Annotated in this window: 12 protein-coding genes; 11 read left to right on the forward strand and 1 reads right to left on the reverse strand. The window is 67.1% G+C overall.

The window, feature by feature from the left end; all coding sequences use genetic code 11:
• From DLJ59_RS21090 to DLJ59_RS21140, 11 genes are all read left to right on the forward strand, one after another.
• The coding region (locus tag DLJ59_RS21090) for a pyridoxal-dependent decarboxylase (RefSeq protein WP_124774355.1) at nt 1-808 on the forward strand (808 nt) is incomplete at its 5' end.
• A complete protein-coding gene (locus tag DLJ59_RS21095) occupies nt 808-1,902 on the forward strand; it encodes a hypothetical protein (protein WP_124774356.1) in 1,095 nt (364 codons plus the stop codon). The genes DLJ59_RS21090 and DLJ59_RS21095, both read left to right, overlap by 1 nt.
• Entirely contained in the window at nt 1,899-2,669 is a 771-nt protein-coding gene (locus tag DLJ59_RS21100) for a class I SAM-dependent methyltransferase (RefSeq protein ID WP_124774357.1), read from the forward strand. The genes DLJ59_RS21095 and DLJ59_RS21100 overlap by 4 nt, the downstream gene beginning before the upstream one ends.
• A 49-nt stretch (nt 2,670-2,718) precedes the next feature.
• Nucleotides 2,719-2,922 (forward strand): hypothetical protein, encoded by a 204-nt coding sequence (locus tag DLJ59_RS21105; protein WP_124774358.1) that lies wholly within the window; start codon nt 2,719-2,721, stop codon nt 2,920-2,922.
• Between the two features lie 74 nt (nt 2,923-2,996).
• Nucleotides 2,997-3,131: an FxLD family lanthipeptide gene (locus tag DLJ59_RS21110; RefSeq protein ID WP_124774359.1), complete on the forward strand. Its 135-nt coding sequence runs from the start codon at nt 2,997-2,999 to the stop codon at nt 3,129-3,131.
• A gap of 151 nt (nt 3,132-3,282) precedes the next feature.
• Nucleotides 3,283-6,270, forward strand: a complete 2,988-nt coding sequence (locus DLJ59_RS21115; RefSeq protein WP_244236151.1) for a lantibiotic dehydratase — start codon at nt 3,283-3,285, stop codon at nt 6,268-6,270.
• A 47-nt stretch (nt 6,271-6,317) separates the two neighbouring features.
• Nucleotides 6,318-7,532: a lanthionine synthetase C family protein gene (locus tag DLJ59_RS21120; RefSeq protein WP_124774389.1), complete on the forward strand. Its 1,215-nt coding sequence runs from the start codon at nt 6,318-6,320 to the stop codon at nt 7,530-7,532.
• A 15-nt stretch (nt 7,533-7,547) separates the two neighbouring features.
• Entirely contained in the window at nt 7,548-9,635 is a 2,088-nt protein-coding gene (gene fxlM, locus DLJ59_RS21125) for a methyltransferase, FxLD system (protein WP_124774360.1), read from the forward strand.
• A 124-nt stretch (nt 9,636-9,759) separates the two neighbouring features.
• Nucleotides 9,760-10,863, forward strand: a complete 1,104-nt coding sequence (locus DLJ59_RS21130; protein ID WP_124774361.1) for a hypothetical protein — start codon at nt 9,760-9,762, stop codon at nt 10,861-10,863.
• 476 nt (nt 10,864-11,339) lie between these two features.
• Nucleotides 11,340-13,076 carry an Eco57I restriction-modification methylase domain-containing protein gene (locus DLJ59_RS21135; RefSeq protein WP_244236152.1) on the forward strand — a complete coding sequence of 579 codons (1,737 nt, stop codon included), beginning with the start codon at nt 11,340-11,342 and terminating at the stop codon, nt 13,074-13,076.
• A gap of 1 nt (nt 13,077) precedes the next feature.
• On the forward strand, nt 13,078-14,169 hold the full coding sequence (locus DLJ59_RS21140) for a BsuBI/PstI family type II restriction endonuclease (RefSeq protein WP_208648782.1): 1,092 nt from the start codon (nt 13,078-13,080) through the stop codon (nt 14,167-14,169).
• Nucleotides 14,170-14,429: 260 nt separating this feature from the next.
• On the opposite strand, the gene DLJ59_RS21145 is transcribed toward DLJ59_RS21140, so the two are convergent.
• Entirely contained in the window at nt 14,430-14,870 is a 441-nt protein-coding gene (locus tag DLJ59_RS21145) for a hypothetical protein (RefSeq protein ID WP_124774363.1), read from the reverse strand.
• Nucleotides 14,871-15,117: the final 247 nt, after the last annotated feature.

Consider the following 15,117-nt stretch of genomic DNA (forward strand, 5'->3'; position numbering starts at 1 on the left):
CTACTCGATACCCAAGATCGTCCACATGCTCGGGGCGCGGGGCGTCGTGGTCAACGCGGACGCCGACGGGGAGATGGACTACGCGCACCTTGCCGCGCAAGTCAGCCGCCGCCGACGCTGGCCCGCAATCGTGGTCGCCACCGCTGGCACGACCCTGACCGAAGCCGTCGACGACACCACCGCCATCCGCGCCGTCCTCAATGAGCACCAGGTCACCGGACACCTGCACGTCGACGCGGCCCTGTCCGGCATCCCCCTCGCACTCGACGGCCGGCTACGCCTCGATGACGACAGCGGCATCAGCAGCATCGCCATCAGCGGCCACAAATTCCTGGGCGTGCCAACGCCCTGCGGAGTAGTCCTCATCCGCGACCGCGCCCGCCACACGGTCAGCCACATCGCCTACACCGCCACCCTCGACACCACCATCACCGGCTCCCGCTGCGGCCTGGCCGCCGCCCTGCTCTGGCACGCCATCGCCACCCATGGACATGAAGGGCACCGCTGGCGGGCAACTCAAGCCCGCCGCCTCGCCGCCTACACCGTCGATCAACTTAACGCCGCCGACTGGCCCGCGTGGCGGCATCCGCACGCCTTCACCGTCGTCCTGCCCACCCCACCCGAGCAGGTGCGCAAGAAGTGGCTACTCGCCACTGACGGAGCCACCAGTCATCTCATCTGCATGCCCGGCGTCACTTACGGCCAGGTTGACGCCTTCGTCGCCGACCTCAGTGCCGCCGCACCGCCACGGTTGATCCCACGACCCCGGGCGCGACGGGACGGTCTATCAACCCCGAGCAGGCCGTGATGAACCCCATGCCCATCGGCGCCCAGAGCCGTCCCGGCAATGCCGTGGCCGCACCGCATGCTGTCCTTTCGGGCGCTGTGGACACCCGCACGGCGTCTCTGCCGTCCGTCGCCGCCTGTGGCCGGTGGGCCTATCGCGGGAAAGTCGGGGTGGCCGTTCTCGTCACCGCTCTCATCGCCGGGCAGGTGCCCCCGCCGACCAGTCAAGAATCGCCGCTTTTACCCGGCGCATCCGACGGCTGCGACGTGCCCTCGCCACACGATGATCTCGCCGGCACCACGCGCCCCCTGATGGCGACAAAGCTGCGGCCCGGCCAACCGGCCCGCCCGATCCTGCTCCATCTAGCGCACCACGCAGCAGCGGACCCCTGCGACTCGGCAGTCGGCCGATTCAATCTGGTCCACCACCGCGCCTGGTACGACAACGAAGGCGAGCAGAGCACGCGGGACATCGTGCGCTGGTACGCCGACGACGACTCCGGCGCGGAGTTGATGACCCAGCACCCGAGTGATGGGTTCGGGGTCATCGAGGACTTCTGGCCACCAGGGTGGCTACACGACAGAAACCTGTTCCACGCCTACCGCAGCACCGATTGGCTCCGCGCCAAGTCAAGGCTGCAAAACGCGCAGCTCAACAGGACCACACAGCTCGTGGCCGGTCTCGCCGCGCTCGCCACCTGGCACAGCCCCGGCCCGCCGCAACGCGCCCTCGCCGCGCAAGCCCTCGCAGACACCACCGCGCTGACCGCGCACCCCAACACGCCCGACCACGCCGGCCGCACCGGCATCGCCGTAGCCGCCACCAGCGACAACGGCCGTGAGCGGCACCTGCTGATCCTGCATCCGAGCACTGGAGCTGTCCTGGCCTACGAACGCGCCATCCTCACGCCGACCGGCTGGCGCACACGCGTCTACCTGCTCCTGCTCACCCACACCCACACGCCCCACCGCTATTGGGAGCCACCCGCCACCAACACGCCACCCGTGGCCTTAACGGTCCAACGGGAGATGCCCCGCCGGCCCGGTGTGTGGCTTGTCCCCGCCGAGCACCCCTGCACGCCCGAACTCGAACCAGGAGAGGTATCACCGCGATGACGACTACTCACAGCGGCCAACTGCGCCCTGCCCGGCTGCGTGAACTGCTCGACCCGATCATCCGGCAGCAGCTGGACCGGCTCGAGATTCAACCCGGCCAGCGCGTCCTGGAGATCGGCGCGGGTGGCGGCGAGGTCACCGCCTACCTGGCCCGCCTCGTCGGCCCTCACGGCAGGGTCACCGCGGTCGACAAGGACACCACCTACCTCAACCCAACGAGCATCATCGACGTCTATCAGCGGGACCTGAACGGTGACGATCTTCCCGGCGAGCCCGACAGCTTTGATGTCGTCGTGGCCCGATGGCTGCACGGCGCACTGCCGCACCCCGCAGAGGCGCTGGAACTGATGATCGCCCGGCTGCGTCCCGGTGGCTGGCTCGTCCTGGCCGACGTCACCGACACCCCGCCACGAGTCTTCTGGGCAACTGACGACGACACCCGGCTGATCCACACCGTCATGCGACGCGTCTACCGCACCATCGCCGGACTCGACGGTGCCGGCACCTGGACGGCCGACACCCCCGCCCTGCTCATCGTCAAGGGCATGCCGCAGGTCTGTACCCACGCGTCCACCGAGACCTGGACCGGAGGCGGCCCCGGATGCCAGCTACTCGCCAACCTAGTCGACCACCTCCGTCCCGTCCTGACTACACCCGAGGTCACCGATGCCGACCTCGACCGGTTCGTCACGCTCATGGCCGATCCAAACGTGCTCTTGGGCTCCTACGAGGGCAGGGCTATCCACGCCCGCAAGGCAACCGCATGACATGCGTCGCACGGGGCGCGGGCAGGGTGCGATCCGTCCTGCTGAGTCTGTGGCAGACGCGACGGAAATTACCGCAATCTTCTACTTCGAGAACTTGGGCCGCCGGCAGGCCGCCACCTCCTACCAGCTATTTCCGACCCGGGTAGTCGCCGTGCGACGACTACCCGACCGGCCGCCGCTCATCGAGATGGGCGCGGTGGCCGGTGCCGGCCGGCGGCAGGGGTTCCCCCGTTCCCCTGCCGCCCCGGCCTGACGCTCCGCGAAGTCCGTGCCGGTAGCTGCGGGGGCTACCTGCCCACCCATCGTCCCAACTCCCTAGGAGGAACCATGAACGACCTGCTCGCCGTCAACGACGACCCGTTCCAGCTGGACGTCCAGATCGTCACCGAGGGTCCGGTCGCCGCCGCACTGTTGGCCGACACGGACGACGGCTGCGACACCGTGAAGGGCAGTGACTGCTAGTCGCTTGTCCTTGCCGGTTCCGGTGAGCGACCCGAACGTTCACCGGAACCGGCGACCCCTGAAACCGAGGAAGTTCCCGTGTGAGGAGAGGACCGTGGCGGCGAGAAGCAGTGTGTACCGGGCGGTTGATGCCGCCACGATCCGCATCGCCGTGCACTCGTGCGGAAGCGGCGGCCTGCCGTGGCCGCATCGGGGCGATGCCGCAGGCGTCGATGGTTGGCTGCGGGAGACGTGGAAGCGCCCTGGTGTGGCCGAAGCCGTGTGGACCGCCAGTCCTGAGTTCGCTTCCCGGGTCGAGGCGGTGTGCGCTGGCGGGACACTCGATGCAGGCCGCGGCTGGCGGATGGCTCTGGCGCTGGCGCGGTACCTGGTGCGTGCCCAGCGGCGGGCCACGCCCTTTGGGTTGTTCTCGGGGGTCGCGGCACTGCGCTTCGACAGGACTGCCTCGGTCGTACCGTTAGGGCGCTCGGCCATCCGGGTACGGCCGGACGCGGGCTGGCTCGCGTCTCTGATCGCGCGGCTCGAAGCCGACCCGCATGTGCGCCGCAACCTGCGTGTGCAGGCAAACAATCTGGCGGTGGGACAGGGACTTCGGCTGGCGGTAGGGCGCCGGCCGCACGCCTCGCTACCAGCAGACGGCGTCTCCTCGGTGAGGAACACGGCAGCCGTGCGGCTGGCCGTGTCGCTAGCCGCCGCGTCGGTCTCGTGGGCGGAGTTGGTCGACACGGTGGCCGCCGCGTTCCCACGAACTCCGCGTCCGTCTGCGGAAGCGTTGGTTGCCGATCTGGTCGACCACGGCGTGCTGATTTCCAGCCTCCGGCCGCCGTCGACCTGCACCGACCCGCTGCGACACATCCTGGACCAGCTCGACACCGTGCAGGATGACCACCTCAACGAACAGCAGCCCGTCGCGGCTGCACTCGCGTCGTTGCACGTCGACCTGGGTGGCATCGCAGCCGGTACGACACATCTTCGTGAGCTGGCCGACCGGATGCGTCAGGTGGCAGCGGATCCACAGCCGATCGCGGTGGATCTTCGGCTTGCGGATCAGGTCACCCTGCCGATCCAGGTCGCTGCCGAGATCGCGAGCGCTGTGGGCGTGCTGCGACGCTTGACGTCGCATCCGGGCGGTCGGCCGGAGTGGCGCACGTACCGCGCCCGGTTCGTCAACCGCTACGGCACGACGGTGATAGTGCCGCTGGCTGAGGTGCTCGATCCCCTGACTGGGCTGGGCTACCCGGAGCACTTCACCCGCGCGGCCGATGCACCCCCAGCCTGGTTGTCCAGCCGTGACGAGCGGCTCTTGGCGCTGGCCCAGCAGGCAGTGATCGACGGTGTCCACGAGGTGAAGCTCGACGACGCAGCTGTGAAGGCCCTGGCCAGCCCTGCGCCCGAAGAGGGCCACATCAGCCCACACGTCGACGTCACGGCAGAGATCGGCGCGGTATCGCTGGACGCACTGGCGAAAGGGCGCTTCACGATCGCGCTGATGGGCATGGGTCGCTCGGCGATGGCGACGAGCGGACGCTTCCTCGACGTGCTGCCCGTTCCCGAGCGGGAGCGGATGTGTAAGGAGTTCGCGCGGCTACCCGTCGCGGTGGACGGGGCCATGCCGGCGCAATTGAGCTTCCCACCACACCGTCTGCATGCGCAGAACGTTCTGAATGCCCCGCTGGTCCTTCCATGGCTAATTTCCTTGGCTGAGCATCGTCCGGCAACCGAGGGCATCATCAGTATTGCTGATCTTGGTGTGGCTGCCGGTCGGGACCGACTGGTGTTGGTGTCGATGTCGCGGGGGCGGGTGGTCGAGCCGACGGTCGCGCATGCCGCCGCCTTGCACACGATGCCGCTGCTCGGTCGGTTTCTCGTGGAGTTGCCCCGAGCGATGGACGCCCGGCTGAAACCGTTCGACTGGGGCGCGGCTTCCTGCCTGCCCTTTCGGCCCGCGCTGCGATACGGGCGGGTTCTGCTCACGGCCGCCCGGTGGCGCATAGACCCTGCCTGCCTGCCCGCTGCGGACGCGAGCGACAGCGAATGGTTCGCAGCCTGGGAGGCAATGCGTTCGAGGCTGCGGCTACCCGGGTGGGTGCAGGTCGGCAGCGGCGACCAAAGACTCCGGCTCACCCTCGATCAGGCCATGGACCGGTCCCTGTTACGCGCCCACCTGGACGCCAGCACCGAACCGATCACCGTGGTAGAGGCGGCGGGTCCGGAAGACTTCGGGTGGCTGTCCGGGCGTGCTCACGAGATCGTCGTACCGGTCGCCTCCACGGCCGAGCCCGCCGTGGCGCCGGCCGTCGTCTCCGCACGAGGCCCGGGGCCACCGCCCGCCCCGGCCCCGCCGATCATGCCCGGAGCAGGCGGCATCGTGTCCGCGTCGCTAGCCGTCGAACCGCCAATGATGGAGCTGGTCGTGCTGCGGGGGCTGCCACCGCTGTTCGCCGACTGGCCCGAGCCGCCGCTGCGGTGGTTCGTCCGCCTCCGACGTCCCACGTCGCACGTGCGGCTGCGCTTGCACACGGACGACTATGGACACGCGGCCGTACGGGTCGGCCGCTGGGCCGCTGCCCTTCGACGGCAGGGCCTTGTCGGAGACCTGAGCCTGGACACCTACCATCCCGAGTCAGGCCGATACGGAGACGGCCAGGCGTTGTTCGCTGCGCACGAGTTGTTCGCCGCCGACTCCACCGCAGCCTTGGCGCAGCTCAGCGTGCACCCCGAGCGTCAGGTCAACCGGCACGTCCTTACCGCCGTGAGCATGATCGACCTGGCCGCTGCGATGCTCGGCAGTCGCAACGACGCATGTGAGTGGCTGGTCGCCCACCCGGAGCTTGCCGCGCCGACACCCATCGACCGGTATCTGCTGCGCCAGGCGGTCACCCTTGACCCGACCGTCCTGCCGGATCAGGTCCAGCAGGCATGGCAGGAGCGATCCCGGGCCGCAGCCCGCTATGCCGACACACTGTCCTCAACTCGCGGCCCACTGACCCCAACCTCCGTGCTCACCTCGCTGCTACACCTGCATTTCGTTCGCGCTCACGGTCCCGACGAACCTGCCGAGCAGGTCACGCATCGGCTCGCTCGCCACATCGCGCTGGCGACCGTGCGCCGCCGCGTCCGCACCGCAGGAGCGCCCTGATGACTGCTGTGCCCCTCGCGAGTCCACTGCTACGGGCAGCCGAAACGATGGCCTCGTGCATCACCGACACCCTCACCCAGCCGCCCCCTCCGGACTTCACGGCGGATGACTACGGGCCACGAAGTAACCGCTGGCACGCCCAATCCCTATCGCGAGGTGCCGCCGGGGTAGCGATCCTGCACGGCGTGCGCGCCCAGACGGGGCACGCAGGATGGGAACCGGCCTACGAATGGCTGCGACACGCGACCGCTGACACCCTGAACAACGGCAGCGGAGCAGGACTGTGGTTCGGTGCGCCGGCAGTTACCCACGCGCTGACCACGGCCGCGCCGCACGCCCGTCCGGCATCCCTCGACGCGCTCGATTACTCGGTCGCGGACCTGACCAGGCGGCGTCTGGCCGCCGCGGAGGCGCGCATCGCGGCATGTGCTCGGCCCACGCTGTCGGAGTTCGACCTCGTACGCGGGCTGACCGGCCTTGGAGCCCACCTGCTACGTCGCGAACCGGACGGCCACCTGCTCCGGCAGGTGCTGACGTACCTGGTGCGGCTCACCGACCCGGTCGACATCGACGACGAGGCCGGACAGCTCGCGCCAGGCTGGTGGAGCGGCGACCCGCCCGATCCCGGCAGCCCTGCATCAGGTGGGCACGCCAACTTCGGCATGGCGCACGGAATCACGGGCCCCTTGGCGCTCCTGGCGCTCGCCATGCGCCACAACATCCTGGTGCCGGGACAGGCCGAAGCGATCGGCCGGATCAACACCTGGCTGGACGACTGGCGGCAGACGGGCCCAACCGGACCATGGTGGCCAGAGAGGATCACGGCAGCCGAGCTGCACGCCGACAAGCCCGCGGCACGTGGACCGGCTCGGCCGTCCTGGTGCTACGGCACCCCCGGCATAGCCCGCGCGCAACAGCTCGCCGGGATTGCCCTCCCCGATCCCGCCAGGCAGCAGACAGCGGAAGACGCCCTGTCCCGCTGCCTGGCCGACCCCGTTCAGCTCAACCGACTCGTCGACCCATCGCTGTGCCACGGCTGGGCAGGACTCGCCGCAACGGTTTGGTACGCCGCCGTTGACGCCCAGACCACCAGTCTGCACACCCGCCTGCCCCACGTGATGCGCCTGCTGATCCAGCACGCCACCGACGCCACCCCGGCGCGATCCGGCCTGATCGCCGGCCACGCAGGAATCGCGCTCACCCTGCACACCATGGCCACCGGCACCGACATCCGCTGGGCAACCAGCCTGCTAATCCACTAGACGAGGAGACCACCCATGGACCTCGACCTCGCCTCTGACATCGCCCCACCCATCCAGGCGGTTTCGGTAAGCCAGTGGCGTCAGGTCAACCTGACCTTCGTCGACTGGCAAACCGCCGAGAAGTACGCCGCAACCCGGCTCGCCCCCGCACTAACCAGCGCCGAGGACAGCGGTGTGATCACCGCCTTCTGGTTCATCCGCAAAACGCAGACATGGCGGTTGCGGCTCCTGCCCGCCGACCGGCAAGCCAAGGTCTACGCCTTCCTCGCTGACCTCACCAACGACGACCGCATCCGCGGCGTCACCGAGCCCATCTACCGGCCCGAGGCATACGCGTTCGGCGGCGACCAGGCCATGACGGTCGCGCATAACCTGTTCCACGCCGACAGCCGCCACATCCTCGGCCATCTCGCTGCCGGCGGCGCCCACCGACGCGAACTCGGTGTCGTGCTCGCCACCCGCCTCATGTGTGCCGCCGGACTGGAGTTCGCCGAGCAAGGCGACGTCTGGCGACACCTCGCGATCCGCCGCCACCAAGCCAACGCGCCAGGACCAAGCCCGCAACTGATCGCCGCCGTACAGCGTCTGCTCATCGCCGCCGTCGACGCTCCGGGTAGCCCGCTGGCAGCCACCCCCCAATGGCCGCAAGCCCACGAGCGGGCGGGCGCAGACCTCGGCTTCCTCGACCGGCACGGCGCACTCACCCGCGACCTGCGCGGGGTGCTAACCCACCACCTGCTGTTCCTCTTCAATCGGCTCGGCATCTCGGCCGCCGACGCCTGGCTCCTCGCGACGGCAGCCACGCACGTCACCTTCCACCACTCGTCCACCGACGCCTACGACAAGCACCAACTCGCCCCAACAACAGAGAGAAGCACATACATGATCCACTCGTCTGACGCCGAACCGGAAGTTCCCAGCGCAGCCGTGCTTCGCGAACAGCTCGTTAGCGCCTTGAAACAGCGCGGCCACATTCGCTCGGCTCCCGTAGAGCAGGCGTTTCGCAGAGTGCCCCGCGAGCAGTTCCTCCCCGGTGTCGATGTGGAGACCGTTTACACCCGCCGCCAGATCGTCACGAAGCGCGACCCCAGCGGTGCCGCGCTGTCCTCGGCGTCGAGCCCAAGCCTCGTCGCGGACATGCTCGAACAACTCGATCCGCACCCCGGACATCGCGTCCTGGAGATCGGCGCGGCCACCGGCATCAACGCAGCCCTACTGGCCGAGCTAACCACCCCCGCCGGCAAGGTCGTCACCATCGAATTCGACCAAGACCTCGCCGACGGCGCCCGCGCCAGCCTCGCCCGCGCCGGCTACGACACCGTCGACGTGATCCACGCCGACGGAGCCCTCGGCCACCCCGACACCGCGCCCTACGACCGGATCATCGTCACCGCGGGAGCATGGGACATCTCCACCACCTGGTGGGACCAACTCGCCGACCACGGCCGCATCGTCGTACCCCTACGCGTACACGAGAGCGGCCTGACCCGATGCTTCGCCTTCGACCGCACTGCCGCCCACCAACTCGCCAGCACCACGACACCGCTGGTCTGCGGATTCGTCCCCATGCGCGGCACCGCAGAACACACCGACCACCACGTACGCCTTCACACCGACGTGGCCCTCAAACTCGACGCCGCCGACCACCCCGACCGACAGGCGCTCAGCCGCGCCCTGAGCTACCCCCAGCACGAACGCTGGACCGGCATCGAAGTCGCCGACCCCGACCCCATCGGCCATCTCGACCTATGGCTACTCGTGCACACCAGCACACCTTTCGGCCGCCTCGGCGTCGGCGACACCGCCCGCACCAGCGGACTGGTCACCCCCGCCTACCGATGGGCCGGAGCCACCATCTACCACGGCGGCACCATCGCCTACCTCGCCTTCCAACCAACCAGCGAAGGCCACCACGAAATCGGCGCCATCGCACACGGGCCAGACGCCGACAAGCTCGCCGCCGAACTAACCGACCTGCTCGACCAATGGGACGAGGCGGGCCGTCCCAACCAACCCACCGTGACCGCCCAGCCAGCAGGAATGCGACCTGCCAAGCCCGGCGATATTCAGCGACCCGACACCGCCTTCACCATCTCCTTCTGACGGCACACGCCGGGTCGGTGCCCAACCCCGCCCCGGCCACCCCAGGCACAAGCACCGCCAACCACCACGCACCACCGAACAGACCTCGATGCCAACACGCGCCTCCGCCGTACGTGAGGACACCATGACCCTGCCCCTCGCCTCCACCATCGCCGCCCGTTTCCCCCTCGTCCCCCGCAAACGACCACCAGCCAAACCGCTCGACGCACGAGTGAACCGACTCGCTGCACTCGCCGAGACCGCCCACCGCGAACACGACCCGGAAACAGCATCCATGGTTTTTAACGGAGCCGCCCTCGTCGCCTCCGACTGCGGCGACACGCAACTCGCCCGCACCTGGTGCCACCAACACGCGAACCTCTACCTCAGCAGAACGCCGCTCAGCGGGCATACCGCCCGCTTCGCCCTCGAACCCGTCATCAACCTCGCCCGCCTACGCATCCGAGACGGCGACGGCGGCGGCGCCCACCGCCTGCTCACCGACCTACACGCGTCGATCGTCAGCGGCAGGCGCGCCGTCATTGACGACCTGGAGATACATCCTCAACAGCTCATTGCTGATTCGGACGAACTCCAACAGATCATCGTTTGGCTACGAAGCATCCTGCTCTCGGACGGAACCCGCGCCCTCACCCTCGCCGGGCGCTGGGTGGACGCGCTGACTCACGTACGTCACCACGACGGAATCAGCACCACCCTTCTCGATGGGCGACAGGCCGCGATCGTCGCCCACCTCATCCAGGGCGACAAGGTCGAAGCCGCCGCCCTGCTCAGCCGAACAAAGATTGAACAGCCATGGGAACGAGCGGTACACGACCTCCTCGAGTGTTGGCATGCCACGACGATCAGAGATGCTGCTACACCCGACTTTGCAGGCATAGTTGACCGATCGTCAGCCACCATACGAAGTAGAGGACTCTCGGTGTTCCGTGTGCGCCTTAGTCTCACGGCTCTAGACCTTGCCGTCGGCGCGCCACCGCACGTCGCAGATGACCTGGTCAAACTGCTGACGGCGGACGTCATTCGCGACGAGGACGCCCACGCGGCGCGTGACCTCCTCAACCACCCAGCGGTCGGACCCGAACATCACAGACCGCTGAGTGAATTGATTGAGTTGAGCGGATTGGGCCGGGAGAGCCTGCCGGACACGGCACAGAGATCCCTGTCGCTAGCCCTCGCTCTCGCTGGAACCGTAATCGACAGCGCCTCCAAGCGCGCGAGGTACTAGCCAAGGCAGCGCAGGTGATTAACGGCGGCTCGGGCGGCGACCGGGAACCTCGCGAGTGCAGGCGGTCGCCAGGTCGAGGACCGGATCGACGCGATCCGGCAGGCAACGCTAGCTGCCGAGCTAGGCAGGGACCCAGGAGGGTGCCTCCGGCGAATCGCCGGAGGCCCCTCACGCTGCGCGGCGGTATTGGGAACGTGCGGTCCCAACTTCAGGGTGACGTGACACCTGTCGAGCTCAGCGGCTATATGACTGACAGTCGAGGATGAGCGGCATGACGATCCACAAAAGCTCGACAAGTAGGCCAATGCATGCTTCAGTGCCATAAACCGGCCAGGACAGCACGCGATCGGGCAATAACGCGAATCTCATTCGCAGCTGCCCACTACCTGGGAGCCTCCGCGCTCGTTAAGGTATGCCCGTTACCGATCTTATGGAGGAACGCCGACGTGATGCCCGACCTGCTCCTTGTCGCGGCGATGTCTGAGGCGGTCAAGAGCGTTGGCGCGGAGCGTCCCCTCGGATCGCGCGGCTCTCGCGTCGAGCTTTCGAATAGCGGTTCGGCGGAGTTGACGCCGACGGCAACGGCCGTCTTGGCGGCGGTTCCGGCGTGGTGGAGGGCTCAGGCCGCGGCTGCGGGCCTAGCAGGGCGATGGCTCGACGTTGCTCAGGCGGTGCCGGCGGCTCCACCAGTGGCTCTACCACTGGATACGCCACTCACCGAGTCATGGGGTTCCCTGACGCCCGAGCAGGTTGGGGCAGCCTACGTTGAGGCCCTCACTCCAGCCACCCGCTCGCGACATGGGCGCCACTACACACCGCCTGTTCTTGCCGCGCATCTATGGCGTTTGACTCGGACGTCGCTTGGTCTCTCACCTGCGAACCAGCGGCTGCCGGGCCTAGTTCGAGATCCAGCGTGCGGGTCAGGAGCGTTGCTCCTGCCGGCGCTGCGCGAGCATCTGCGCGCCTCATACCACGAAGATCCCGCCCTTGCCCTCGCGGGCCTGCCCAACCTCATTGAGGGCGTAGACACGGATCCCGCTGCTGTTTGGATCACGAATGTGGTGCTGGCGGCGGAGATGTTGCCGACTCTAGCCCGCGTGCCAGATAGCCGTCGCAAACCACTGCCTGTGCTGGCTGCTGTAGGTGATGGGCTCGCTCCTACTGAGAGGCAGCCCCGCGTGATGATCATGAATCCCCCGTACGGCCGAGTGCGCCTGTCTGAGGAGGAGCGTAGGCGTTACGCGCATGTTCTCTACGGACACGCGAACCTGTACGGCCTGTTCATGGCGGCTGGCGTGGACGCACTCGATGAGGAAGGTGTTCTGGCGGCGCTCGTTCCCACCAGCTTCACCAGTGGACGATACTTCTCAAACCTTCGTGCCCACGTTGGCCGTCAGGCCGCGATGAGTGCCGTGACGTTTGTCGAGGATCGCAGCGGTGTCTTCACCTCCGTGCTGCAGGAAACCTGCCTAGCAACGTTCGAGCGGAAGAAGCGCAGGAAGACCCGGATCACCAGTCTTGGCAGCACCGAGAAGACAATCGCATCGGTAAAGGTGCAGAAGGCCGACGAGCCGTGGTTGCTGCCTAGGCGTTCCGACGACGCTGCGGTGGCAGCAGCGGCGTCCGTCATGACGGAGTCCCTGGGATCGTTCGGCTGGAAGGCGTCAACAGGACCGTTGGTCTGGAACCGCCGGAGCGATGATCTATACGCCGCATGGGGAAGCAACCGAAGCCACGTGATCTGGGCGGCGGACCTCGACGGCGGGATCCTGCATCGTGATAAGGCGCGAGACGCGATGCGGTACTTGGCCCTGACGAAGCCATCCGACGGCAAGGTGATGGTTTTGGACCAGCCAGCTGTACTCGTCCAACGCACGACCGCGCCCGAGCAGACCCGCCGTATTGTCGCCGCGCATCTGGACCTTGAGGCCCTTGTGGCACGCCATGGTCGAGTAACCGTAGAAAACCATGTAAACGTCCTGCGGCCCTCGGGCCCGGACCCGGTCCTCACCCTTGAGGCGATGACGCGATTGCTGGCGACCAAGACCATGGACCAGGTGATCCGTTGCATCTCCGGCTCGGTCGCGGTTAGCGCCTACGAGCTCGAATCGATACCCTTACCGGACCTTGAAGTGGTGCGCGCCTGGAACGAATTGGAGGGCGCGGCCCTAGAAGCCGCCGTGGCAACGGCGTATCGGCCCGAAGGGGACTGACTTGCGCAACTCGGTGGATCCGCCGGAAGCTGAACGCCGCCTCCAAATGATCTTCCCGAGAGCTGCCTTCGACACGGTGCTCTCCAACCCGCTTGCCGGGCTGGCCATCACCGCCCTGCTCTACATCGACGCCGTATGCAAGGTCGATGACCAAGCTGACCTCGTGGTCTGGGCAAGGCCATCAACGGTCACCTGGATGTCGCAAGAGGCGCTCTCGCGCCAGAGCGATGCCGACCGGGAATTATGGCGCAAGACGGCAGCCGGGCAAAAGAAGCATGTGGAGGCTCTGCACCAGTCGTGGGGTGTCCCCTTTGCCCCCTTGTACGCAGACAACTCCCGGGAGACGCTGCGCGATGAGACTTTTCGCCTTTGGCACGAGCACGGCGCAATGCGTAAGAAGGCCGGCGTAGCCACGTCAAGCTCACGCCCCCGCTGGGCCTTGCTCGACGACTTCGCCGACCTCTTCGACCCCACTCTCACGGGCGAAGAACTCGAAAAGGCGGCTAGCGACTGGCGTGAACTGCACCTCGATCCGGGCACGCGCCTCAAGGTCAACGTAGTTCGTAAGGCGGAGACCGACAAGCATGCTGTGACGATCACTCTGCCTGACGGTACAGCGCGCACGCTGGAGCCCGGCAAGTCCTCGCACATCCTTAAAGGCGTTGTCGAGTCCTGGGCGCCCACCCGCCTGACTAAACCCGTGGTACTGGCAATTTCAGAACCAGGCGTGAAGGTGCACCTGGGGGACGAGCAACTGTTGCAAGTCCTCGGAATCAAAATTGATCAGGCGAACGTCCTACCGGATGCGCTCCTCGCTGACCTCGGCACTGAACCTGTCCACTTCTGGATCGTTGAAGCAGTCGCTACTGACGGCCCAGTCTCCCGAAGCCGACGTATGGCTTTACTCGGATGGGCAGCACAACAGAACATCAAGTCCAGCAGGTGCTCCTTCCTGACCGCGTTCCTGTCCCGAAACGCCGAGCCCGCCAAGCGCCGACTGAAGGACCTCGCGCCAGGAACTTGGGCTTGGTTCGTCAGCGAACCCCATCATGAGTTGGCGTGGTACAGCTTCCTCCCGGCTGTGGAGGACTAGTTGTCCTGCCCAGAAAGCGCTTAACGTCCGCTTGCCCTACACCCCACGCGTCCGTACCCCCAGCGGGCGGGCCGCGCTCAGCGCTTCGGGAAACACGCTCCGGGTCGTCTTCGTCAGCGTCGCCAGCCTGAACGTCGCCAGCCTCCTCGGCGACGTTCGCCGGGTGCGTGTTGCCGCAGCGCGCGGTCATCGTGGGCGACACTGCCTGGCTTAGGGCGGTTAACTTCGACGGTCAACGGCCCTCAGCCGTCACGGCAAATTTATGCTCGACTGGGCACAAATACCGTCACTGGAACAGTCTTGGTGTCAATCTCGCAGGGCAGGTACCAGGTCCCGTGCGTCTGGTGTTCGGCAGTGAAGGCTAGGCGAATGACGGTTCCCTGCTGATGCAGCCAGTCCTGCTGCGTCATGCTCCTCATCCAGTGCCCCAGTGTGGTCTGCTCAAGTTGGTACGGCAACTCTTCGCCTATTGGCAGAGGTGCGTCGTACGCTGTGCCTCGGCCCTTGCGATCGGCTTGCGCGTCGTCCGGCCCGGTTCCAGGCGTAAAGCGATATGGGCCCCAAATGTGCTCGCGGATCTCATCTTGCGTCGGGCCGTCCAAGTGCTGCCGATGCTCGCCTTTCCCGCGGCTGAAGTGATCGTTGCGAATGGTCACGGTCAGGCGATCGAGGCGGTCAAGCCCTGGCGGTCCGATCAGCATGACTCGGAGGCGCAAGATATCTGAGCCCGGGTTGCAGGGCTCACAGACTACCCGTAAGCGGGGGATCAATTCGCTGTGACGGCGCTGGCTCTCGATTGACGACAGAGTGATGGTGGCCGCGTTCGATTCGCGTGACGAGGACCGTGCTTGCGTCGCCGCCCACGCCGCGACTCCAACGGCGGCGGCAGTGCCAAGCGATTCGAGTGCGCCCCAAGCCGGCGAAGCCAGGACTGTCCAAAGATCCACG

This window comes from Micromonospora inaquosa (assembly GCF_003857055.1).
Taxonomy (GTDB): Bacteria; Actinomycetota; Actinomycetes; order Mycobacteriales; family Micromonosporaceae; genus Micromonospora; species Micromonospora inaquosa.